General features: G+C 71.1%; 15 protein-coding genes and 1 pseudogene. 8 read left to right on the forward strand and 8 right to left on the reverse strand.

Annotated elements, in window-relative coordinates; all coding sequences use genetic code 11:
* Positions 1-11: 11 nt before the first annotated feature.
* Positions 12-1,151 (reverse strand): YlbL family protein, encoded by a 1,140-nt coding sequence (locus P5G46_RS02960; protein WP_375095474.1) that lies wholly within the window; start codon positions 1,149-1,151, stop codon positions 12-14.
* A 170-nt stretch (positions 1,152-1,321) separates the two neighbouring features.
* Here P5G46_RS02960 and P5G46_RS02965 point away from each other — a divergent pair, with 170 nt between their 5' ends.
* Positions 1,322-2,704 carry a zinc-dependent metalloprotease gene (locus P5G46_RS02965; protein ID WP_375095703.1) on the forward strand — a complete coding sequence of 461 codons (1,383 nt, stop codon included), beginning with the start codon at positions 1,322-1,324 and terminating at the stop codon, positions 2,702-2,704.
* 283 nt (positions 2,705-2,987) lie between these two features.
* Here the strand turns inward: P5G46_RS02965 and P5G46_RS02970 are convergent, their stop codons facing one another.
* From P5G46_RS02970 to nudC, 3 genes are all read right to left on the reverse strand, one after another.
* Positions 2,988-3,239, reverse strand: coding sequence for a hypothetical protein (locus tag P5G46_RS02970; RefSeq protein WP_408904952.1), 252 nt, complete (start codon positions 3,237-3,239; stop codon positions 2,988-2,990).
* Between the two features lie 205 nt (positions 3,240-3,444).
* The gene (locus tag P5G46_RS02975) at positions 3,445-5,199 is read right to left on the reverse strand and encodes an ATP-dependent helicase (protein ID WP_408904953.1); all 1,755 of its coding nucleotides are present in this window, start codon (positions 5,197-5,199) and stop codon (positions 3,445-3,447) included.
* Positions 5,196-6,107 (reverse strand): NAD(+) diphosphatase, encoded by a 912-nt coding sequence (nudC, locus tag P5G46_RS02980; RefSeq protein ID WP_408904954.1) that lies wholly within the window; start codon positions 6,105-6,107, stop codon positions 5,196-5,198. Before nudC ends, P5G46_RS02975 begins: the two co-directional genes overlap by 4 nt.
* 64 nt (positions 6,108-6,171) lie before the next feature.
* Between nudC and P5G46_RS02985 the strand changes: the two genes are divergently transcribed.
* Positions 6,172-7,620 (forward strand): phosphotransferase, encoded by a 1,449-nt coding sequence (locus tag P5G46_RS02985; RefSeq protein WP_408904955.1) that lies wholly within the window; start codon positions 6,172-6,174, stop codon positions 7,618-7,620.
* A gap of 25 nt (positions 7,621-7,645) precedes the next feature.
* Here P5G46_RS02985 and P5G46_RS02990 read toward each other — a convergent pair whose 3' ends face one another.
* Both P5G46_RS02990 and P5G46_RS02995 read right to left on the reverse strand, forming a co-directional pair.
* Positions 7,646-10,972, reverse strand: a complete 3,327-nt coding sequence (locus P5G46_RS02990) for an ATP-dependent helicase (protein WP_408904956.1) — start codon at positions 10,970-10,972, stop codon at positions 7,646-7,648.
* The gene (locus P5G46_RS02995) at positions 10,933-14,157 is read right to left on the reverse strand and encodes an ATP-dependent helicase (RefSeq protein WP_239273809.1); all 3,225 of its coding nucleotides are present in this window, start codon (positions 14,155-14,157) and stop codon (positions 10,933-10,935) included. The genes P5G46_RS02990 and P5G46_RS02995 overlap by 40 nt, the downstream gene beginning before the upstream one ends.
* 159 nt (positions 14,158-14,316) lie before the next feature.
* Here P5G46_RS02995 and P5G46_RS03000 point away from each other — a divergent pair, with 159 nt between their 5' ends.
* Together P5G46_RS03000 and P5G46_RS03005 are read left to right on the forward strand one after the other, a co-directional pair.
* Complete coding sequence (locus P5G46_RS03000) at positions 14,317-14,541, forward strand: DUF3107 domain-containing protein (RefSeq protein WP_239273799.1); 225 nt, start codon at positions 14,317-14,319, stop codon at positions 14,539-14,541.
* Positions 14,542-14,550: 9 nt separating this feature from the next.
* Positions 14,551-14,838 carry a hypothetical protein gene (locus P5G46_RS03005; protein ID WP_239273797.1) on the forward strand — a complete coding sequence of 96 codons (288 nt, stop codon included), beginning with the start codon at positions 14,551-14,553 and terminating at the stop codon, positions 14,836-14,838.
* Between the two features lie 30 nt (positions 14,839-14,868).
* Here P5G46_RS03005 and P5G46_RS03010 read toward each other — a convergent pair whose 3' ends face one another.
* Complete coding sequence (locus tag P5G46_RS03010) at positions 14,869-15,582, reverse strand: ferritin-like fold-containing protein (RefSeq protein ID WP_239273787.1); 714 nt, start codon at positions 15,580-15,582, stop codon at positions 14,869-14,871.
* Positions 15,583-15,734: 152 nt separating this feature from the next.
* Here P5G46_RS03010 and P5G46_RS03015 point away from each other — a divergent pair, with 152 nt between their 5' ends.
* Positions 15,735-17,195, forward strand: a complete 1,461-nt coding sequence (locus tag P5G46_RS03015) for a DEAD/DEAH box helicase (protein WP_239273760.1) — start codon at positions 15,735-15,737, stop codon at positions 17,193-17,195.
* A 49-nt stretch (positions 17,196-17,244) separates the two neighbouring features.
* On the opposite strand, the gene P5G46_RS03020 is transcribed toward P5G46_RS03015, so the two are convergent.
* Positions 17,245-18,105 (reverse strand): PHP domain-containing protein, encoded by an 861-nt coding sequence (locus tag P5G46_RS03020; protein WP_375095473.1) that lies wholly within the window; start codon positions 18,103-18,105, stop codon positions 17,245-17,247.
* A gap of 103 nt (positions 18,106-18,208) precedes the next feature.
* On the opposite strand from P5G46_RS03020, the gene P5G46_RS03025 reads away from it, so the two are divergent.
* The 3 genes and pseudogenes from P5G46_RS03025 to P5G46_RS03035 all read left to right on the forward strand — a co-directional run bounded on the left by P5G46_RS03025 (position 18,209) and on the right by P5G46_RS03035 (position 22,475).
* Positions 18,209-19,240 (forward strand): endonuclease/exonuclease/phosphatase family protein, encoded by a 1,032-nt coding sequence (locus P5G46_RS03025; RefSeq protein ID WP_239273748.1) that lies wholly within the window; start codon positions 18,209-18,211, stop codon positions 19,238-19,240.
* Between the two features lie 37 nt (positions 19,241-19,277).
* Positions 19,278-20,696, forward strand: a complete 1,419-nt coding sequence (locus P5G46_RS03030) for an aminopeptidase P family protein (protein WP_239273740.1) — start codon at positions 19,278-19,280, stop codon at positions 20,694-20,696.
* Positions 20,693-22,475 (forward strand): annotated as a pseudogene (locus P5G46_RS03035) (gamma-glutamyltransferase family protein). The gene P5G46_RS03030 and the pseudogene P5G46_RS03035 overlap by 4 nt, the downstream one beginning before the upstream one ends.
* Positions 22,476-22,498 lie beyond the last annotated feature (23 nt).

Raw genomic sequence — 22,498 nt, forward strand, 5'->3', positions numbered from 1 at the left:
CGCCGTGGATACTACGATGCCGGGGCACTCGTCCCGTCGCAGGTGGCGAGCGCGTCGAGGTCGCCGCGGTCGCGGACGGTCTCCAGCACCGTCAACGCCTCCTCGAGCGTGGAGACGGCGAAGACGCGGATGCCGTCGGGCACATGACCCACCACCTCGTTGCAGTTCGCCTGCGGTGCGAGGAACCACGCGGCGCCGGCATCCCGCGCGCCGAAGAGCTTCTGACGGATGCCACCGATCCCGCCGACGTTGCCCCGCGCGTCGATCGTGCCCGTACCGGCGAAGTGCTCGCCGCCGGTGAGATCGCCCGGCGACATCTTGTCGATGATGCCGAGGGCGAACATCATCCCGGCGCTCGGACCACCGACGTTGTTGATCTGGATCTTGACGTCGACGGGGAGGTCGAAAGCGGCCGTGAGTCCGACACCGAGGAGCCACTGCTGCTGTCCGTTCACCTCGCCCCATCGAGGAGTGACCGACACCGAAGTCTCCGCACCCTCGCGTTCGATCCCGAGGGTCACCGGGGCGCCCTCGCCACTCTGAACGGCCGCACGGACCTCCTCGACGCTCGAGACGGGCGTGCCGTCGAGCGAGGTGATCACGTCACCGAGGTCGAGGACGCCGGCGGAAGCCCCGTCGTCGGCAACGGTTCCGACCACGATCTCCTGCGGGACGTCGTACCCGAGCTCCCGTAGGGCGGCGGCCGAGGCTTCGAGCTGCGAATCGCTCATCAGGGCGGCGTTCTCGGTGTTGCGCTCCTCGGTCGTCTGACCCGTCGGGAAGATGCGATCCAACGGCACGACCGCTCGCGAGGGATCGAACCAGGCCAGAGCGAGTTCCATCCAGCTCGGAGTGCGTTCCCGGTTGCCGTTGACCTGCACCGTCAGCAGGTCGAGCCGCCCCTCGGTGGAGGTCTCGTCCTCGTCGGGCACGGTGATGAGCGGCACGTCCTCGCCATCGGCGTTCGGCGATGTGCCGAGCGTGTTCAAGACGGGTCCGGGTTGCTGGATGACGTACGGAGACGGCAGGAACGTGAAGACGAACAGGATCAGCGTCGCCACGGCGAGGGACCAGACCCCGAGGACGGTCGATCGGCTCCACCGCCTCCGTGGAGCGGGCACGACGGCGACGTTCTCGTCGAACAGGGTCACGGGTCCTACCTTTGCCGGGTCGTTCGCGCGCGGCGTAAGCGGCGAGGAGCCGAGCCGAGGGAAGCGGGGAATCGTGCGACTAGCGTAGATCGCGTTCCCCTTGACCCGGCTGAAAGGCGGCTGAAGTGGCAGACGACGACCGGAACCCCGAGGAGGAGTTCCAGGAGCTCATGCGGCGCCTCCTGTCCGGCGACACGTCCGGACTCGACCCCGAGCAGCTCTCCCGCTTGTCCGGCATGCAGATCGATCCGGCGATGATGCAGGCCGTCATGAACCAACTGCGCGGGGCGTTCTCCGGCGCGCAGGACGGCATCGACTGGAGCCTTGCGGAGCGTCAGGCCCTGCACATCGCCAACCAGGACGGTCTCGGCGTCTCCTCCGGCCAGCGCACCGACCTGGACCAGGCTTTCTCGCTCGCTGCGCTCTGGCTGGGCGAGGCCACGACGATCTCGGACCTCCCGCGCCCGCCGAAGGCCGTCACCCGAGGCGCGTGGGTGACCGCCACGCTCCCCGTCTGGCAGGAGCTGGCCGAGCCCGTGGCGACGAGCATCGCGGACGCCCTCACGGAGGCCCTCGGGCAACAAGCGCCCGACGACATGCAAGACCTCATCGCCGGGGCAGGGCGTCTCATGCGCACCGTGGGCGGCTCTCTCTTCGCGACACAGCTCGGCCATGTCGTCGGCCGACTGTCGACGGAGGTCGTGGGCGGCGGCGACGTCGGCATCCCGGTCATGCCGGACGGCGACGCCGCGATCCTGCCGCAGAACTTCGCCGACTTCGGGCGCGATCTGGAAATCCCTGAAGATCAGCTCGCGCTCTACCTCGCCACCCGCGAGCTCGCCCACGCACGGCTGTTCCGCCACGCGCGCTGGCTGCGTCTGCACGTCATCTCGCAGGTGCGGGAGTTCGCCCACGGCATCCGCGTCGACACGGACGCCCTCGAAGAGATGGCATCCCGTTTCGATCCGTCGCAACCCGACGAGCTGCGGAGTGCTCTCGAAAGCGGCGCTCTGCTCCCCCAGAGGTCCGAAGAACAGACGGCCGCGCTGACCCGACTCGAGAACCTCCTCGCGACCATCGAGGGCTGGGTCGACGTGGTCACGGAGGATGCCACGTCGCGGCTCCCCTCCGCCGCACGCATCGCCGAGGCCGTGCGTCGACGCCGCGCCGTGGGCGGCCCCGCGGAGCAGGCGCTCGGGTCCCTCGTGGGCTTGGAACTGCGCCCGCGCCGGATGCGGGAAGCCGCCGCCATGTGGCGCGCGGTCACCGACGCCGTCGGCGTGGCCGGCCGCGACGCCCTGTGGGACTACCCCGACCTGATGCCCTCCGCGGAGGATGTCGACGACCCGGCCGGGCTCATCGCGCGCTTGACCGCCGCGTCGCGCGGCGAGTCGGCGCCCTCGGACGCCATGGACGACGCGCTGGCCCAGCTCATCGCGGAGGAGACCGCGGCGGAGCAGGATGCCGATTCGAACGGCGAGGAGCCCGACGCTACGCGGAGTGGCGACGATGACGACGACGACGCGACCCCCGGGGATCACCGACCGGTGTGAACCGTCCTCCCCAGGGCGTCTCACGCGTGACCGCCCTGGGGACAACCGACCGTAGCCCCGCCTCGCGGGTCATCATCGGGGCATGCTCCGACTCGACCCTTCCGCTCCCCCACTCTGGAGAGAAGACGGATCCGTACAGTTCGGTTCCCCGGCCCGGGCGCACCTGCCCCGTTGTCGCCCGTGGACGGATGCCGCTGTCAGAGCCCTCGAGACGGGCACGTCGCGTGCGGCATGTCGTGCTCTCGTGCGTGTGCACGGCGGGGCTGATCAGGATGCCGACGAGCTAATCGCTGCGCTGGCCCCGGCGCTCGTGCGCCGCCGGCGGTCCGCGCCACTGGTCGTCCAGGTCGCGGGCGACCTCGCTGCGCCGGCCGTCAGCGCTGCCCTCGCCGCGCTTCCCGCGCGGACCACGCGGGTGGAGTGGGCGGGTCTCGCCACGCCTCCGGTGGCCGCGGGCGCACGCGTGATCCTCCTCGGGGCGCATCGCGTCGATCCGCGTCGATCCGTCGACCTGGTCCGACACGATGTCGTTCATCTTCCGCTCGTGCTAGACGGGAGCACCGCCGCCGTGGGGCCGGTCGTGGCCCCCGGCGTGACCGCGTGTCTGAGCTGCATCGATGCCACGCACCACCGCGACGACCCCTCCTGGCCCCTCATCGCCGCGCAACTGCTGGCCCGGCCCCGCGCCCACGTCGACGTGGCGCTGGCCGCAGAGGCGGCGCGCGCCGCACGATACCTGCTCAGCGGTCCGATCGGCCCGGTGACGCGTTCGCTGCACCTGCGCGTCGACTCGCTCCAGCGGGTCTGGCGAACGCATCGGCCGAGCGAAGACTGCCGCTGCCGATCTCTCGAAGGAACCGAGAGGGCGACCGTTCCGACCGCCCCCGCCCGCGCGACCAACTCACCGACAGCGTCCGCGCGGCCCGCGTGACACCGACATACGCCAGCCGCCGTTCCTCGTCGACCGCCTCGAACGTCGTCGCGTACGAGATCGGCAGCAGTCCCTCGCTCACCCCGATGAGGTACACGTGATCCCACTCCAGCCCCTTGGCCGCGTGCAATGTCGCGAGGGTCACCGTGCGGGTCGCCGGTTCGTGCTGGTCCTTCGCGCGGGCCTGAAGGTCGTCCGTGAACGCCCGCAGGGTCGTGCCCTCGGGAGCCTCCTCCGCCAGTCGCAGCAGCGCAGCGCGCGCCTCCCAGGCGTCGCGCAGCGCACCGCCGGCGGCGGGGGGCTCGTCGGTCAGTCCCACGCTGCGCAGCACATCGCGGACCGTGGCGAGGAAGCCCGTCTCGACGGGAGCGACCGAGGCGGCACGCAGCGCCATGATCGCCTGTCGCACCTCGGGCTGATCGAAGAACTTGCGCCCGCCCAGCACGGTAGCGGCGATCGACTGCTTCGCCAGGGCACTCAACAGCACCGCCGACTGCGCGTGCGACCGATAGAGCACCGCGATGCTGCGGGGATCCGCGCCCCCGCGGACCGCCGTCGCGATCGACGCGGCGACGCCCGCGGCCTCGGTCTCTTCGTCGTCGAAGGCGCGGACGGTGGGGACCGGCGACTCCTCCGTCGCCGCTGCGACGAGCTCGAGCGCTCCCGCTCGACCACGCATCAGGTCGTTGGCCACCGCGAGCACCGCGGCGGTCGATCGGTAGTTCCGCTCCAGCCGCACCACGCGCGCGTCTTCGTACGTGCGGTCGAACTCGAGAAGGTACCGCGAGTCCGCGCCCGTGAACGAGTAGATCGTCTGGCTGGCGTCGCCCACGACGCAGAGGTCGCGCCGGTCACCGAGCCACAGTTCCAGCAGGCGGTTCTGCAGCGGCGAGACGTCCTGGAACTCGTCCACGGTGAAGTGCCGGTACTGCTCGCGCACCGCGGCGGCCACGCGCGGCTCGGCCTCGATCATCCCGGCACAGGTCAGCAGCACGTCCTCGAAGTCCATCTGCCGGCGCTCGTCCTTGAGCTTCTCGTACGCACGCTGCAGGGCGACCACCTGGTCGACGTTCAAGCGGCCGATCCCCCCGGGGCGGTCTGCGGCGTACTGATCGATGGAGCGCATGGTCACCTTGCGCCACTCGATCTCGCCCGCCACATCTCGCAGCGTCGCGGTGTCCGGCGACAATCCGACGCCGTCCGCGGCGTGGGCGATCATGCGGACCTTGTTGTCGATGATGGTCGGCGCCTGGTCGCCGGCAAGCGTCGGCCAGAAGAAGTTCACCTGCGCCAGTGCGGCCGCATGGAAGGTCCGCGCCGACACCCCCGTCACGCCGAGCGCTCGAAGCCGGCCCCGCATTTCGCCCGCCGCCTTCGCCGTGAACGTGACGGCCATGACGCGCTGAGGCGAGTACGCGCCCGTGTCCACACCGTGCGCGATGCGGCGCGTGATGACCCGCGTCTTGCCCGTCCCCGCGCCCGCCAAGACGCAGACGGGCCCGCGAAGCGCCCGTGCGGCCTCCCGTTGCTGTTCGTCGAGTCCCTCCAGCGGATCCGCGGTCACGTCCTGCTCCGATACCAGTCCTCGATCAACCGACGGGCGATGGATGCCGCACCCGGCAGCTGCACCGCCGTCTCGCCGCGCAGCGCAGCCCCGATCTCCTCCCGATGGAACCACCGCACCTCGACGATCTCCTCCCCATCGGCACGTGCCTCGTCGTCGGACACGGCGCGGGCACGGAACCCGAGCATGAGCGACCGCGGATACGGCCACACCTGTGAACCGCGGTACTCGATCGCTTCGAGGCGCACCCCCGCTTCCTCGAAGACCTCCCGCGCGACGGTGTCCTCCAGGGACTCCCCGGCCTCGGCGAACCCGGCGAAGCAGGAGTACCTCCCCCCGCCCCAGGCCACGTTGGCCCCCAGGAGGACTCGATCGGAGTCATCGGCCGACGACACCAGGACGATGACGGCGGGATCGGTTCGCGGAAAGTGCTCACGCCCGCAGTTCGGGCAGTGCCGCGACCAACCTCCGTGCCGAACCTCGGTACGCGTGCCGCACGCGGGGCAGAACGCCGCGTCGCGCAACCATCCCGCCAGGGCGACCGCCGTACCCAGGATCTCCGCCTCCTCCGCGGGGAGGTCTCCCCCGACGGCGCGGAGCGGGGCCCACGCATCGCCGTCGGAGAGCACGGCATCCGGCTCCTCGTCCAGGACCGCCAACAGCAGCGGTGCACCATCGGGCGACCGGCCGAGGAAGGCCCACTCCCGGGCATGCCGGACGGCGGACACGGGGAGGAGACGAAGGCGCCCGTCCGACACCGGTGCCGCGTCGCGGTGGACGACGAGCACACGCGCGTCCCGCGTGGCGCGCGCGTGGTCGAGCAGCCCGTCGACATCGCGTTCCGCTCCCGCACGGTCCAGGGTTCCTTCCGGCCATCGACCGGAGACCGGGGAAACGGACGGCGGCATCGAACACCTCTCTCAAGGGCGTGGCGCGGGGGGATCGGGCGAGCGACCGACCTACCCTGGGGGCATGGCACGCTCGCCCCTCACTCTAGCCGCGTCCGCCACGGCGGCCCTGCCCCGCATCGGTGTGACGAGCGCCGCCCCGCTGACCGAGAACGCCGGCGGGAGGTTCGACTCGGCTCTCATCTCCTTGGACGACGGCCGAACGGTCGTGGTGCGCATGCCGGCGACCGAAGACACCGCGGCCGACCTCGCCGCGGAGTCTCGTGCGCTTCACGCCCTCACCCCGGGGGTGCGGGCCTTGCTTCCGTTCGCAGCGCCCGAGGTCGTCGGCGAGACGGGGTCCGGCCTCAACCGCGTGCTCATCGTCGATCTCGTGGACGGGTACCGCATCGACCCCGCGGACCTCCCCAAGGGCCCCGGCTATGCACCGGCTATCGGCGGAGCCCTCGCCGCGGTGCACGCACTGCCGGTCTCGTTCGTGCGCACAGACGGCCTCCCCGCTCGCACTCCGGAGCAGGTGCGAGACGACGTCGCTCGGTTGCTCGACCGGGCCGATGCCACCGGCCGTGTGCCGGACGGTCTGATGATGCGGTGGCGGCGGGCCCTGCACGAGCCGGACCTCTGGAGGTTCGAGTCGGCGGTCGTGCTCGGTGGCGCCACGAGCGCGTCGGTCCTGCTCATGGACGACGCGGACGGCGTTCCCCACGTCAGCGGCATCCTCGACTGGTCCGGGCTGAGCGTCGGAGATCCCGCCGTCGACCTTCGCTGGCTCGCGTCCGCGCCGACGGCCACCGAGGACGTCTACGAGGGGTACGCGGCCGCGGGAGAGCGCTCCCCCGATCCGCTGCTGCGCGAGCGGGCACGGCTGTACGCGGAGCTCGAGTTCGCGAAGTGGCTCGTGCACGGTCACGATGCCGGCGAGGCCGCGGTCGTCGACGACGCCGTTGCACTGCTGGAGGCGCTCGCGGACGGTGTGCGCGGAGACCACATCGTCCCTTCCACGCGGTCCGACATCGACGATGCTCTGGCCCTCGTCGAACGCGTCCCGCCGTCCGCTGCGGCCACCGTCGACACGTCGATGCAGACCGATGCGTACGACCCCGAGGCGTTGTCGCTGTACGTGTCTGCCGAACGCGACCGACAGGCCGCGGCCGCCGCGCTGGCGGAAGCGCAGGCGAAGGACTCGCATGGCATGACCGGGGGTCGCGCCGACTTCGGTGTGGACGATGTCGAGGAGCCCGAGGCGGGCGCGACGATGCCCGTGGATCTGTCGGGGTGGGCACCGGCCACGGGCTCGGCGGCGCACGCACCGGCCGCCGAGGGCACGGAGGATCTTTCTCCAAAGCCCTCGATGACACCCGCCGACCACGATGACGCCGGTCGGTCCGACGGCGAGGGTGACGTCATCGACGCGGCGACCTTGCACGAGGCCATCGACGACGAAGAAGACGCCGCCCGTGCCAGCCGTGCGGCTCTCCGCCGGTGGGGCGTCGCCCGCGACGGCGGCGCCTGAGCCTCTCGGGCCGTCCGGCGCCGGCTCAGCCCCGCAGCACGATGTCATCAGCGACGTAGTACAGCGTCACGTCGATGAGGTCGAACGGTACCCCGTGCTTGGCGTGGTACGCCTCGCGGTAGAGCTCGAGCTGAAGCATGCGTGATCGCCGCTCCGCGTCGGTCGTCGGCGGCCGGCCGGTCTTCCAGTCGACGATCTCGTAGCGATCACCACGGCGGTACACGGCATCCAGCTTGCAGACGACCACGTGCGGACGCCCGTCGAGACGGGTCGTGACGAAATCGATCTCGGTCTCGACCTCGAGCGGCTGCAGCTGCGCCCACTCCGACCGCTCGAAGATCTCTCGCAATCGCTCCAGTTCCGCGGCGTCGGCGGCGGAGGCGCCGTCGTCCTCGTCGTCCCAGAGGGCACCGTCGTCGAGCCCGCTTCCGGCCCCCACGATTCCCGAACGCTTCTCGACCCAAGCGTGGAAGAGCGTGCCGAGGCGGGTCTGCCGGTAGGGGCGCTCCGGCAGAGGACGCCGCAACTCGTCGACAGCGCCGCCATAGTCCGCGACGAAGTCCTTGAACTTCGATGCAGGGATACGGGTCGGCGCCGGGGTGTGCGTGGGACGCAGGCGATCCGCCCGCTCGGCGAGCAACAGCTCGAGATCGGCGTCCGGGTCGGCCGCCGGCGCCAGTCGAGCCCCGACGACCTCGTCGACCGCCGCCATGACGGCCGTGCGCCGCGCCCCGAGCGGGTCGAGCGGCCAGTGCAGCAGACGCCGTTCGCCGTCGTAGGGGTCGTCACCCGGATCGTCGCCCACCGCGAGATCGATGCCGAGCGCGGTCGTCGCCTCTTCGAGGAAGACACTCGGCCGCCGAGGACGCTTCGTGCCCGACCAGCTCGAACCCGACAGCAGCAGATGGTCGCGGGCACGGGTGAAGGCCACGTAAGCCAGTCGGCGATCCTCGTCGAGCTGGCGCGCACGGTTCGCCTCGACGAAAGCGTCGATGGCGGCCTTCAGCTCCTGCTGCGTCTCCGCCGCCCGCCACCCGAGCATAGGCAGCCACGCCGAATCACCGCGGAACTCGGAAGGCAGGATGCCGAACCCCAGCCATCCCTTCGTGTCGCGGGCGAGAGAGGGCAGTTCGTCGGTGACGAGCCGCACCACGGCGACGGCATCCCACTCCAGACCCTTGGACCCGTGGATGGTCAGCAGTTGCACCACGTCGTCTTCGGGGGGCTCGGTGCGGGGCGCGAACTCGTCCGCCTGCTCGGCGTGGTCCAGCCAGGCCAGGAGGCTGGTCACCGATCCCGACTCATCCGCCGCGAGGAAGCCGCGGATCTCGTCCACGAACGCGCGCAGTTGCGCCGACGCCACACGGGCGGGACCTCGGGCCTCGTTGGCCGCGAGTTCGACGTCGAGCCGCAGCTCACTCTCGATGAGTCGGATGAGCTCCGGGATCGGCGCACCGATGTTGCGGCGGAGGCCCGAGAAGACCGCCCCCGCCTCGCGCAACCGCTCGCGCCCTTCCGGCGTGATGTCGGCGAGCCAGCCGTGTCCGTCGGTCTGACGGGCGACGAAGTCGAGCGCGTCCACGAGAGACGCCCGGTCGGCACCCGGGGTGGTTCGAAGACGATCGACGACCTCGGGGGCGAGCGGCTGGAGCGCGGCGTCATGGGTCGCGAGCCGTCGCGCGAGTTGCGCCAGCGCGCGGAGGTCAGCCAAGCCGATGGACCAGCGCGGTCCCGAGAGCAGCCGGATGAGCGCAGACCCGGCCTCGGGGTCGCTGATCACGCGGAGGGCCGACACCACGTCCACGACTTCCGGGGTCGTCAGCAGCCCGCCGAGCCCGAGGATGCGGTGCGGGATGCCGCGGCGTCCGAGCGCGTCGCCGAACCTCACCATGTGTTTCTTGCTTCGGAAGAGCAGCGCCCCCGTGGTCGGCCGACCATCGGCGGCCCGCGCCGCGCGAACCCCGGCGAACCAGGCGGCAACGCGATCGGCTTCGGTGTCGAGGTCGCGTTCGAAGAACGCCTCCACCATCCCGTCGGGGGCGGCGGGTCGCGCCTGCAATTCCTGCACGGCAACGGGAGAACGGGGAGCGAGGGGGGCGAGGACGGCGTTCGCCGCCGTGAGGACGCGCGCGCTGTTGCGCCAGCTGGTCAAGAGAGAGAAGGACTGGCATCCCCCCTCGTGCGCGAACGCCGCCGGGAAGCCCCCGAGATTGCCCGCGCTTGCTCCGCGCCACGCGTAGATGGCCTGGTGAGGATCACCCACGGCCATCACTCCCGTGCCCGCGAAGAGCGTGGAGAGCAGGTCGGTCTGCACCACCGAGGTGTCCTGGTACTCGTCCAGGAGGACGACGCGATAGCGCGATCGCAGCTCGTCCACGACGGCCCCGTGCTCTCGCACGATCTGCAGCGCCCCCGCGACCTGGTCCGCGAAGTCCATCACCCCGAGGCGCGCCTTCTCACGCCCGTAGGCGCCGGCGAGTTCGGCGAGCAAGCCGAGCGCGGATACGCGGGACGCCGCCTCGGTGACGTCCTTGTAGACAGTGACGCGAGCGGAGGTGGAAGGGCGTTCGACGATGCGGCCGAAGTCGTCAGGGAAAGCGGCCAGACGCTCGAGATCGACCAGGTTGTCGACGCCGTCGCGCGCGATGCGCAGCGCCGCGTCGATGAGCGTGCGCGGCGATTCCTGGCGCTCCTCGAGCCGCGGGTCGTCGGAGGAGAACACCACTCGACGCATGAGCAGCCACGCGGCGGACTCCGACAGCACCGCGGACTCGGAATCGCGCCCGATCCGAAGTCCGTGCTCGCGGACGATCGAGTCGGCGAAGCTGTTGTACGTCGAGACCGTGGGCCGGTGCAGCAGCTGATCGTCGTCTCGAACCGAGTCCGGTGACACACCGTGATCGCGCGCGAGATCGTCGAGCAGGCGCAGCCGCTCCGCATCTCCGCGTGCGCCCTCGCTCTTCGCCACCTCGGCGAAGATCCCCAGTCGCCCCGACGCGTGCAGTTCGGGGAGCACGGGGAGCAGGCCGCGGGCCTCGAACTCCGACAGCCGGTGCAGGCGGCGATGGATGCGCTCGGCGAGCTCCCCGGCGGCCTTACGGGTGAAGGTCAACCCGAGGACCTCATCGCGATGGACGAGTCCGTTCGCGACCAGCCACACGACCCGACCGGCCATCGTCTCGGTCTTGCCGCTCCCGGCGCCGGCGACTACGAGCGCAGGCGACAGCGGGGCCTCGATGACGGAGGTCTGTTCCGGCGTGGGCGGGAACTGCCCGAGCGCAGCCGCGATCGTCGCGGCCGACAACACCGCGGTCACGACGCGCTCACCGCCGAGACGGTGTGAATGCGGCACAAGCCGAACGAGAACTCGTCACGGCAGTGCACCTCGTAGGGCGCGGCGAAGCGGTGCCCGCGCATCACGCCGACGGCCCGCTGCACTCGCGTGACGAACTCGGCGCGGGCGTCGTCGTCGAAGGGCGCTTGTTTCGGCTCGGCGTACTCTTTGGTCGCGGCGGTGGGACGCAGAACGAGCAGCTTCGCTCCGCCCGGCGGCATCCCGGCGACCTGCTCGATCGCGCCGGAGGAGAAAGCGAGCTGATATGCCGCGAGCTGCGGGTTGTCGGCCACTTTGGCGTCCGTCTGCGGTTCGTTCTTTCCCGTCTTGAGGTCGACGATGACCACCTGGCCCTCGGGGGTGATCTCGACCCGGTCGATGTCGCCGCTCAACACGGCCCCGTGTTCTGTCGCCTCTTCGATCGGGATCGGGACCTCGAAGTGGCGCTCGGCTCCGACGAGACGCCCGCCGGCGTCGTCGAACCGCCGGAGGTAGGCGGCGAGTCGTCGTACGAGGTCGCGTGCGCGCACCCGTTCGGCGCGCTCGCGCCAGGCCGCGTCGAAGACGAGCTCTCCCCACCGGTCCTCGACGACGGCCCAGAGGGCGTCTTCGGTTCCGGCCGCGGCCGTTTCGAGCGCGGCGTGAATGATCGTCCCGATCCCGGCCGTAGTGCCGCCGCGATCGCCCCCCAGGTCGCCGATCACCCAGTCGAGTTCGCACTGTTCCAACGCGTGCAGGCGTGAGGGCGACACACGAACGTCCTCGCGGGCGAGGTCGCGCAGGGGCGCCGTGGAGCTGGGTGCCGAGACCCCGTACCACTGCTCGGGGGCGGCACCCGCGACCTCGGCGGCGGCGAGCAGGGCGAGCTGTCCGGCGGCGTGTCGACGTTCGCGGGCGGCCGTGCGGGCGGAGGTGAGGGTGCGGCGGTGGCGAGCGACAAGGCCCCGCAATGACAGCGGGTGCTCCGGAACGGCCGACGCCGGTTCGGGCGCCGGCAGCATCTCGAACAGGACGCTCGGCCCGGTGTCGTCGTCATCGACGGCCGTGACGATGAGGCGCCGATCCGCGCGCGAGAGTGCCCGTACGAAAAGGCGGAGCTCGTCGTGCATCGCCGCGCGCCGGCGGTCGAGCATGCCCGGCGCCGGCAGGTCCGGGAACCGCACGGCATCCGCCAACCGCCAGGTTTCGAGGAGCCCGCCGCGCAGCCGCGTGTTCGGCCACACGCCCTCTTGCACCCCGGCGACGACGACCGTGTCGAACGCCGAACCCGCGGCCGCGGCGGGCGTCAGCACCCGAACGGTATCCGCGACGGCGGGTTGCTCGATCCGGTCTTCCGCGACGTCGCTGTCGACGACCGCGCGGAGGAAGACCGCGGCCTCGCCGTCGGGCTCGCGCTCCGTGAAGCGCTTGGCGGCCTGGAAAAGCGCGACGATCGCGTCGAGATCGCGGTCGGCCTGCTCTGCGAGGGGCCCATGCCCGCGAGATGCCTCACGCCACGAGCGCGACAGTCCGCTGCGCTCCCACGCCGTCCACAGCAGTTCGTGGGCGGTGGCACGTTGCGCCGCCTGCGCGCGCAGCGCGGCGAGCGTCTCCCCCAGCTTCGCGGCTCGACGAGCCTCACGCGTGTCGATGGTTTCGAACTCGAGCGGATGCCGCAGGCCCGACGCCAGCAGTTCCGCCGCCGGACGTGCACCACCCGCGGCGAGTTCCTCTTGACGCAGCGCCGACCGCAACCGGCGGAGTTCGATGGGGTCGAGGCCGCCGTACGTGCCGAGGAGCACGTCGAGAACGGCATCCGCGGTCCACGCATCCGGATCGCGCATGCCCAGTTCGACCAGCGCGACGAGGTCGCGCACCGTGCGCTGGACGCCGAGGGCCAGCCCCGGTCCGCTCGCGCGGGCCGGCACCTCTCGAGCCGCCAGCTCCGCCTCCAGCGACGCAACCTGTCGCGAGTCGTGCGCGATCACGGCGCACGCGCTCCACGGCACACCGTCGAGAACGTGACGCTCGCGCAGCAGGCGGGCAATGGCGTCGGCCTCCTCGGCCGAAGAGCGCAGGAGGAAGGTCCGCACCGACCCCTCGGGAGCGGCACCCGCCGGCGGCCGTCGATGAGCGACCACCCCGGCCGCCCCGATTCGCGCGGCCACCGAGCGGACCAGATCGATCTGCTCCCCCGTCCCCCGGTGCGGCGCGCCGAGCGCGACGAGAGCGCCCAGCTCGGCGGCGAGACGGGCGAAGTTCTCGGGCGTCGCCCCGCGAAACGCTCCGGAACCGACGTCGGGATCCCCGAACGCGACGACACCGATCCCGCGTTCGCGACACGCGCGCAGCAAATCGATGTTGCCGGCGGTGAGCTCCTGCGCATCGTCCACGAGGATGCAGCGGATCGTCGCGAAGCGACCGAGGAGGGCACGATCCCGGGCGGCCTCGTGCAGAACCGCGAAGGCCTCGCGCGCGAGATCGGCGGCGTCGCGGTGCGATCCGCGCATCTCGGCCCGCACCGCCCGATACTCGGCGGCGAACGACCCGATCGCAGCCCACACCGGGACCGCGTGCTGCTCGGCCAGGCCGGCAAGATCCTCCGGAGCGATCCCGAGGTCGGTGCACTCGGCGAGGAAAGCGCGCAGGTCGCCCCGGAACCCTCGCGTCGCGCGAATCGACGCCCCGAGCCACTCCGGCCAGCGCGAGCGCCCCTCGGTCTCGTCGACGGCGTCGCCCTCGAGGAGTTCTCGGATGATCTGGTCTTCATCGCCGCCGGTGAGCAGCTGCGGCGGCTCGGCACCGCGGCGCACTTCAGCGCCTCGGACGATCTGGAACGCGAACGACGCGAAAGAACGAGCCATCGCACCCGACGTCGCCCGGTCGACCGCCACCGCGAGAGGATCGCGCAGCGCCGTGGCCGCCACACGTGTGGGCGTCAGCACGAGGACATCGTCAGGGTCGACGCCCGCGTCGACGAGGGCCCGAACGCGCGCCAGCAGCGTCGAGGTCTTGCCCGACCCCGGCGCGCCGACGACGGCTCCGCTCGCTTCGGGGGCCCAGTCGACGACGACACGCTGCTCAGCGTCCAGTTCAGCCCGGCGCAACGCGCGCGGCGCCCATCGACCGCGGGCGTCGAGCGCGCCCGGCGCGGCGTCACCGGAGCCGGAATCAGCGACCGTCGCACCCTCGAGGGCGACCGTCGTGGAGTCCGGATCCTGCATGTCCACCACGCTAGCCGCGGCCTCCGACACCGGCTCGACGACCCGCCCGTTCGCCGTCCGCGAAGCCGGACCGCTGACGCGGAACCCCCCTCGGAGGGTGTCGTAGAGTCGGAGCATCGCGCCGGGCGGACCGAGAGGCCCGGGCGGAAAGGACGCATCGTGGAGATCCGCATCGGCATCACCAACACCGGTCGTGAACTGAACTTCGAGACCAACGAGGGCTCGGACGCGGTGAAGTCGTCGATCGCCGCCGCTCTTGACCAGTCGGCCAGCCACGTGACCTTCACCGACGTGAAGGGCAACTCCTACATCGTCCCTACGGCCAATCTCGCCTTCATCGAGCTGGGCACGGAAGAGGCCCGCCGGGTCGGCTTCGTCGCCTGACGCACGGCCGTGCAGATCCTCCTCGGGCTGATCCTCGGCGGCGTCGTCGGTCTCGCGGTGCATTTCGCTCTGCCGCACCGCGACACACGCGGCGCCGCTCTCGCCCCGCTCGCCGCGGCGGCCGCCGCGAGCGTCTCGTGGACGGTCGTCACGTGGGCCGGGTTCGGCGTGGATTCCGTCGTGCCCTGGATTGTCGCGATCCTCGCCTCCGGAGCGACCGCTCTCACCCTCGTCCCCGCCCTCTCGCGCGCCCGCTTGCGCAGCGACGAGGCGACGCGGAGACGCCACGGCATCTGACCGCGCCCGCCGCAGGTCACCGCGACGCGCTCAGGCCGCCAGTCCCATGGCATCCATCCGCCGGGCGTGGGCGCCCATGAGCTCGGTGAACACCGGTTCGACCTTCGCCTCTTCGGCGCGGTCCAATCGGGGGTGCGCCAGCGCGGCGCGCGCGACGAGCAGGGTGTCGCCGACGAGGCGACGACCCCACAGGGCCAGCAGCCACCGCCACTCTTCGTCACTCTCGATCGTGGCGCCGAGGATGTCGACGATGGCCTGCCGATCGTCGTCGGCCTGCAGGATGCGCGCGACACGGCGCCCGGTGTCGCCGTAGCTGGACGACAGCGCGAGGTAGAAGTCGTCGAGCATGCCGGCGGTGATGTGCACCGAGAGCATGGTCTCCTGCGGCCGCACCCCGTGTGTGTTGCGGCGGAAGGCGTCGAGGGACTCGCGGAAGGGCAGCATGAGCTGCGTCGGGTCGGCACCCCGCTCGCGGATGAGGGCGACGATCTCCTGATGTTTGATGAGCGCAGCCCCCGCGGCGCGGGAGAGCGACTCCTTCTCGGAGAGCTCGGGTGTCGAGGCGATGAGTTCGCTCAGCGTCTCGAAGAAACCGAGCTGCAGGTACGCCGCCTGGCCGAGGAAGGTTTCGATGTCGGGCGCGAGTTCGGCGAAGTCGACGCGCATGGCGTCACCGAGGTCGCCGCGCGAGCGCAACTGCAGCGTGCGACCGACCGGCCTACGACGACGGAACCACTCGAACACGCTCTACAGCCTAGGCGTCGGACCCCCGAAACACGTGCCGGGTAGAGTGGACTCGCCCCGGCGATGGATCGGGGCCCCGCGCCTGTGGACGAGTGGAGGGCGTGGATCCGACTCCCCAGGCGGTCTCTCACCGCCGGAACAGGCACGCTCACATGACGACTTTCGCCGAGCTCGGCGTCGATCAGGACATCGTCGACGCCCTGGCATCCAAGGGCATCGTGGATGCCTTCCCGATCCAGGAACAGACCATCCCCCTCGGCCTTCCGGGTCAGGACATCATCGGCCAGGCCAAGACCGGAACCGGCAAGACGTTCGGCTTCGGCATCCCTGTGGTTCAGCGTCTCGGCCTGAACCCGGAGCCCGGCGTGAAGGCCCTGATCGTCGTCCCCACCCGCGAGCTCGCGGTCCAGGTCTACGAGGACATGGACATGCTCACCCAGAATCGCGCGACCAGCGTCGTGGCGATCTACGGCGGCAAGGCGTACGAGGGCCAGATCGATCAGCTCAAGGCCGGCGCGCAGATCGTCGTGGGCACCCCCGGTCGCCTCATCGACCTGAGCAACCAGCGACTGCTCGACCTCTCGGGCGCGGTCGAGGTCGTCCTCGACGAGGCCGACAAGATGCTCGATCTCGGCTTCCTTGCCGACATCGAGAAGATCTTCCAGAAGGTGCCCGCGGTCCGTCACACCCAGCTGTTCTCGGCGACCATGCCGGGGCCCATCGTGGCTCTGGCCCGCCGGTTCATGTCGAACCCGATCCACATGCGTGCGAACGACCCCGATGAGGGTCTCACGCAGGCCAACATCAAGCACCTCGTGTACCGCGCGCACTCGCTCGACAAGGACGAGGTCATCGCCCGCATCCTGCAGGCCGAGGGGCGTGGCAAGACCGTGATCTTCACGCGGACGAAGCGCGCCGCGCAGAAGCTCGTCGATGAGCTGAGCGACCGCGGCTTCAACGCGGCCGCCGTGCACGGCGACATGAGCCAGGAATCGCGCGAGCGGTCGATGGCCGCGTTCAAGGCCGGCAAGCGCGACGTGCTCATCGCCACCGACGTCGCCGCGCGCGGTATCGACGTGAACGACGTCACGCATGTCATCAACCACACGATCCCCGACGACGAGAAGACCTACCTGCACCGCGCCGGGCGCACCGGGCGCGCGGGCAAGACGGGCATCGCGGTGACGTTCGTCGATTGGGACGACCTGCACAAGTGGGCGCTCATCAACCGCGCCCTCGAATTCGGTCAGCCCGAACCCATCGAGACGTACTCCTCGAGCCCGCACCTCTACACCGATCTCGACATCCCCGAGGGCACCAAAGGCCGGCTGGTCACCGCACCGAAGGCGGCCGCCGCTCCCAAGGCCGAGAAGAGCGAGAGCACGGATGCCGCGGGCGAGGGCACTCCGCGCCGCCGCCGACGCCGCCGCGGGTCGTCGAGCGGCTCGCCCTCGACGAGCGAGCAGGGTTCCGCCGCGGCTCCCCGCCCGGAGGGCTCCGGCACCCACGACGGCGGAGGAAGCGAACATCACGACGGGAACGCGGCCCCCCGTCGCCGCCGCCGTCGTCGCGGCAGCGGGTCGGGGGGCGGTTCGACCGCCCCCGTCGCCTGACCCGTCCTCGCCGACGCCGCTCTCCCCGGGGGGCGGCGTCGGCGTCGTTTCAGGGGTAGACGGGCGAAGAACCCGAGCCGGCTGCGATGAGCCGTGCGACCATCGCCTCGTCGGTGGTGTTCTCGCCCGGAAGGTTCGGTTTGCCGAGCCCGTGATAGTCGCTCGAACCGGTGACGATGAGGTCTCGTTCCGCCGCCAGTCGCGCCAGCGTCGCCGTGGCCTCCGGGAGGTTCTCTCGGTGGTGCAGCTCGAAACCGGCGAGGCCTCGCGCGAGCATCGCCTCGAGCACGGGGGGTGGCAGGAGCGCGCGGCCGGCGGGGTGGGCGATGATGGGCACTCCCCCCGCACCGATGATGAGCTCGACCGCCGTGACGGGGTCCGGCGCGTACAGGGCGACGTAGTACTCGTTGGCGGGGTGCAGGATGCCGGCGAATGCCTCCGTGCGGTCGGCGACGATGCCGCGGGCGATGAGCGCGTCGGCGATGTGCGGTCGGCCGACGGTCGCCCCGTCGGTCGTCTGGGCGAGAATGTCGTCCCAGCCGATGTCGAAGTCGCGCGAGATCCGGTCGGCCATGATCTGAGCGCGGTCCAGCCGCGACGAGCGGATGCGGTCGGTCATGGACCGCAGCCCGTCGTCGTCGGGGTCGACGAGGTAGGCGAGAAGGTGGACGCTCCGCCACTCGTGACGGGCCGACAGCTCCATGCCCGGCACGAAGGTCATCCCCAGGGATGTCGCTGCCTCAGCCGCCTCGGCCCAACCGGAGGTCGTGTCGTGGTCGGTGAGCGCCGCCGTCCGCAGCCCGTGCCGGTGCGCGGCCGCCATCACGAGAGCGGGCGGTTCCGTGCCGTCGGAGTGCGTGGAATGGAGGTGGAGGTCGCTCGGTCCCTCGAATCGTCGATCGCGCTCCACCCGACGAGCGTACCGTCCGCAGGTGCCGGCTCGCGGTCGTCGTGGAGGCCGCGGACAGGAGGCATCCGCCTATCTCTCAGCCGCCTGATCTAGGGTCGGGTGCGTGCGTCGGCTGTTCGGAATCGTGTTCGCGCTCGTGTGCGCCGCCGCGGCCCTGGCTCTGACCTGGCCGACCGCTTTCGGCCTCGAGCGCACGTTCCCCCTGGCCCAGGTGATCTCGTTCCGCGTCCCGCTGGCAGCGGTGTTCGCGGCAGCCGCGGCCCTGGCGCTGCTGTGCGCCCTCATCCGCCCCGTGCGCGCGTTCGCACTCGCCCTCGCGCTGGTCTTCGTCGTCGCCGCGGGGGTGAACGGCGCTCTGGTGTTCCAGCGCGGCATGGGCACCGATGCACTGCCCGAGAAGACCGACACGAGCGTGCGTGTCATGACGTGGAACACCGCGGGCGAGGCCACCTCGGCCGAGTCGATCGCGCAGTTCGCCGTCGGCATGAAGGCCGACATCGTCACCCTGCCCGAGACCACGATCGACACCGGCGAGCGTGTCGCCGAGCTGATGCGTGACCTCGGCCAACCGATGTGGGCGCATCACGCCGAGTACGGCGAGTACGGCATCACCGGATGGGATGCCACGTCGACGACCGTGCTGATCCGCCCCGAGTTGGGCGACTACAGCGTGATCCAGTCCTCGCTCGATGGCTCCAGCAACACCTCGACGGTGCCGAGCGCCGTGGCCATGCCGGTCTCGGGCGACGGGCCCATCATCGTCGCGGCGCACGCCGTCGCCCCGCGCCAGGAGTACATGTCGCAGTGGCGCTCCGACCTGCAGTGGCTCGCTGATCAGTGTGCGACCGACAATGTCATCCTGGCGGGCGACTTCAACGCGACCCTCGACCACATGACGGGGCTCGGTGTCGACGGCGGCACGCTCGGCCGCTGTCAGGACGCGGCCTCCGTGAGCGGCAACGGCGGCGTGGGCACGTGGCCGACGGACGTGCCGGCTCTTCTGGGGGCTCCGATCGACCACGTCATGGTGACGCCCGACTGGACCGTGACCGGTTCGGTCGTGATGCGATCGCTCGATGGCTCGGGCAGTGACCACCGTCCCATCGTGGTGCAACTGGAGCGCACGGCCGGCTGACGGTGCGTTCGCGGGTCGGCGGTGCGAGACTGGAGGAATGGACTCCCCCGCCGACCGCGACACGATCGCTCCCGAAGTGCAGCAGCCCGCCGAGACCACGACGAACCGCAAGGCCCCCTTCCCGCGCGGCTTCCTCGACACCATCTCGACGGGGTGGGCCGATCGTCCCGAGACCCTTCCCTCGCCCCGCGAGCAGTCCGCGTGGGCGGCACGCCGCCGCCTCCGTGTGTCCGAGGCCTTCCCCGGTGAGCGCCTGGTCGTGCCCGCGGGCTCCCTCAAGCAACGCAGCAACGACACGGACTACCCGTTCCGCGCCCATTCGGCCTTCGCCCACTTGACCGGTTGGGAAGCGGATGCCGAGCCCGACTCGGTTCTCGTCTTCGAGCCGCGCGAGGACGGCCACGAGGCCGTGCTCTACTTCCGGGAGCGCGCCGACCGGACCACTCCGGAGTTCTACGCGGATGCCACGATCGGCGAGTTCTGGATCGGTCCCCGCCCCGCACTCGACGGCGTGGCCGCCGACCTCGGTCTCGCGACCGCACACGTCGACGATTTCGTGGCGGCCGACGACGACCGTGTGGTCGGCGTCGACGACGATCTCACGCGGTTCGTGTCGGAGCTGCGCCTGGTGAAGGACGAGTTCGAGCTCGCGCAGCTGGCCCTGGCCGTCGAGGTCACGGCATCCGGATTCGACGACATCGTGTCCGAGCTCCCCCGCATCATCGAGCACCCCCGCGGCGAGCGCGTGGTGGAAGGGGTCTTCCACCGCCGCGCGCGCGCGGACGGCAACACCGTGGGCTACGACACCATCGCCGCCTCCGGCCCTCACGCGTGCTACTTGCACTGGACGCGCAACGACGGCGCGGTCGTCCCGGGCGATCTCATCCTGATCGACGCGGGTGTCGAGGTGGACAGTCTGTACACCGCCGACATCACGCGCACACTCCCGGTGTCAGGGCGCTTCACCGAGGTGCAGCGCCGCGTCTACGAGGCGGTGCGCGAGGCAGCGGACGCCGCCTTCGAGGCCGCCCGTCCGGGCGTGCCCTTCCGACGCGTGCACGAGGCCGCCATGGAGGTCATCGCCGCGCGTGTCGCGGAGTGGGGCCTCCTACCCGTCTCGGCTGAGGACGCTCTGGATGCCGAGCGCGGCGGCCAGCACCGTCGCTACATGGTGCACGGCACCAGTCACCACCTCGGCATCGATGTGCACGACTGCGCGCAGGCGCGTCGCGAGATGTACTACGACGGGCTTCTGGAAGCCGGCATGGTCTTCACGATCGAGCCGGGCCTGTACTTCCAGATCGACGATCTGACGGTGCCCGAGGAGTACCGCGGCATCGGTGTGCGCATCGAGGACGACATCGTGATGACCGCCGACGGACCGGTGAACCTGTCGGCCGGCATCCCTCGGACGGCCGACGAGGTCGAGGACTGGATCGCGCGGCTGTCCCGGTGACGTTCACTCCCCCCGCGGCGTTCTCCACGCGCCCCACGCTCCGGGGAACGTTCGGCATGTCGGCATCCACCCACTGGACCGCCACGGCCACGGCCCAGTCCGTGCTGGAGCGCGGCGGCAACGCCTTCGACGCCGCCGTGGCTGCTGCGTTCGTGCTCCACGTGGTCGAGCCGCACCTGAACGGTCCCGGCGGCGACCTGGTGGCGCTGATTCGCCCTGCCGGCACCGCAGAGCCCGTCGTGCTCATGGGGCAGGGCCCGGCGCCGGCCGGTGCGTCGATCGAAGCTCTGCGCGAACGGGGCCTCGACCTGGTCCCCGGTGCCGGGGGCCTCGCTGCCGCGGTGCCGGGCGCCGTCGACGCCTGGCTTCTGCTACTGCGCGACCACGGCACGTGGGATCTCGCGGATATCCTGGCCTACGCAATCGGTTACGCCCGCGACGGCCATCCGCTCGTCGCGGGCGCGGCGGTGACGATCTCCCGTGTGGCCGATCTCTTCCGCGAGCACTGGCCGACGTCGTCGGATCTCTGGATGCCGACCGGCTCGGTGCCCGCGCCGAACACCGTCGTGCGCAACCCCGCGTACGCCACAGTCCTGGAGAGCCTGGCGGCGGCGGCCTTGCCTGTCGACGATCGATGTGAGGGCATCGACGCCGCTCGACACGTGTGGATGGCAGAGGCGCTGCCACGTGCGGCAGAGTTCCTCCGCACCCCGCACCGTCACGCGGACGGTGGGGATCACCCCGGCGTTCTCACCGTTGAAGACCTCCTCGGCTGGAGTGCCTCGTTCGAACCGGCGGTGTCGGCGACCTTCCGCGGATGGCGGGTGTTCAAGGCTGGGACCTGGACTCAGGGGCCCGCGCTTCTGCAGGCACTCCGACTAATGGAGCCATGGGCGGACGCACGCATCGACCCCTCCACGCCCGAGGGTGCCCACACTCTCCTCGAGGTGCAAAAGCTGGTCTACGCCGACCGCGACGCATGGTTCGGTGACGCCGATGACGCGGTCGATGTCGACGCCCTGCTCGCCGAGGAGTACATCGACGAACGGCGCGCGCTGGTGGACGGGACGGCGAGCGCCGGTCTTCGGCCCGGCTCTCCGGACGGCCGGACGCCCGCCCTTCCCCCGCTCCGGACCGAGGCGGGTCCGGTGACCGCCGCGACCGGCGAGCCCACGGTCGATCGCCGCGGTCAGACACGAGGCGACACCTGTCACCTCGACGTCGTGGATCGGTGGGGCAACACGATCTCGGCGACGCCGTCGGGCGGCTGGCTGCAATCGTCGCCGAGCGTGCCCGGTCTCGGGTTCTGCCTCGGGACGCGTCTGCAGGCGACGTGGCTACTGCCGGGACACCCGGCATCCCTCACCCCCGGCCGGCGTCCGCGCACGACGCTGACGCCGACGATGCTCACCCGTGGGGCCGAGATCATCGCGATGGGGTCGCCGGGCGGGGATCAGCAGGATCAGTGGCAGCTCCCGGTGCTGCTGCGCGTGCTCGTCGGCGGCTACGAGCCACAGCAGGCCATCGACGCACCCACCCTCCACACCACGGCGCTGGCCGATTCCTTCTGGCCTCGCACGTGGACCCCCCCTCGGGGCGGTGGTGGAGGACCGGATCGGCGACGACGTGGTGCGCGACTTGGAGCGCCGGGGCCACCGTGTGCGCCGAGCGGGTGATTGGGCCCTGGGCCGCGTGAGTGCGGTCGGTCGCGACGCTGACGGGCTGCTCTGGGGGGCCGCCAACCCTCGGGGAATGCAGGGGTACGCCGTCGGCCGCTGAGCCGTTCTTGTCCACAGGGTGAA

Source organism: Microbacterium mcarthurae (genome assembly GCF_046064585.1).
Taxonomy (GTDB): Bacteria; Actinomycetota; Actinomycetes; order Actinomycetales; family Microbacteriaceae; genus Microbacterium; species Microbacterium mcarthurae.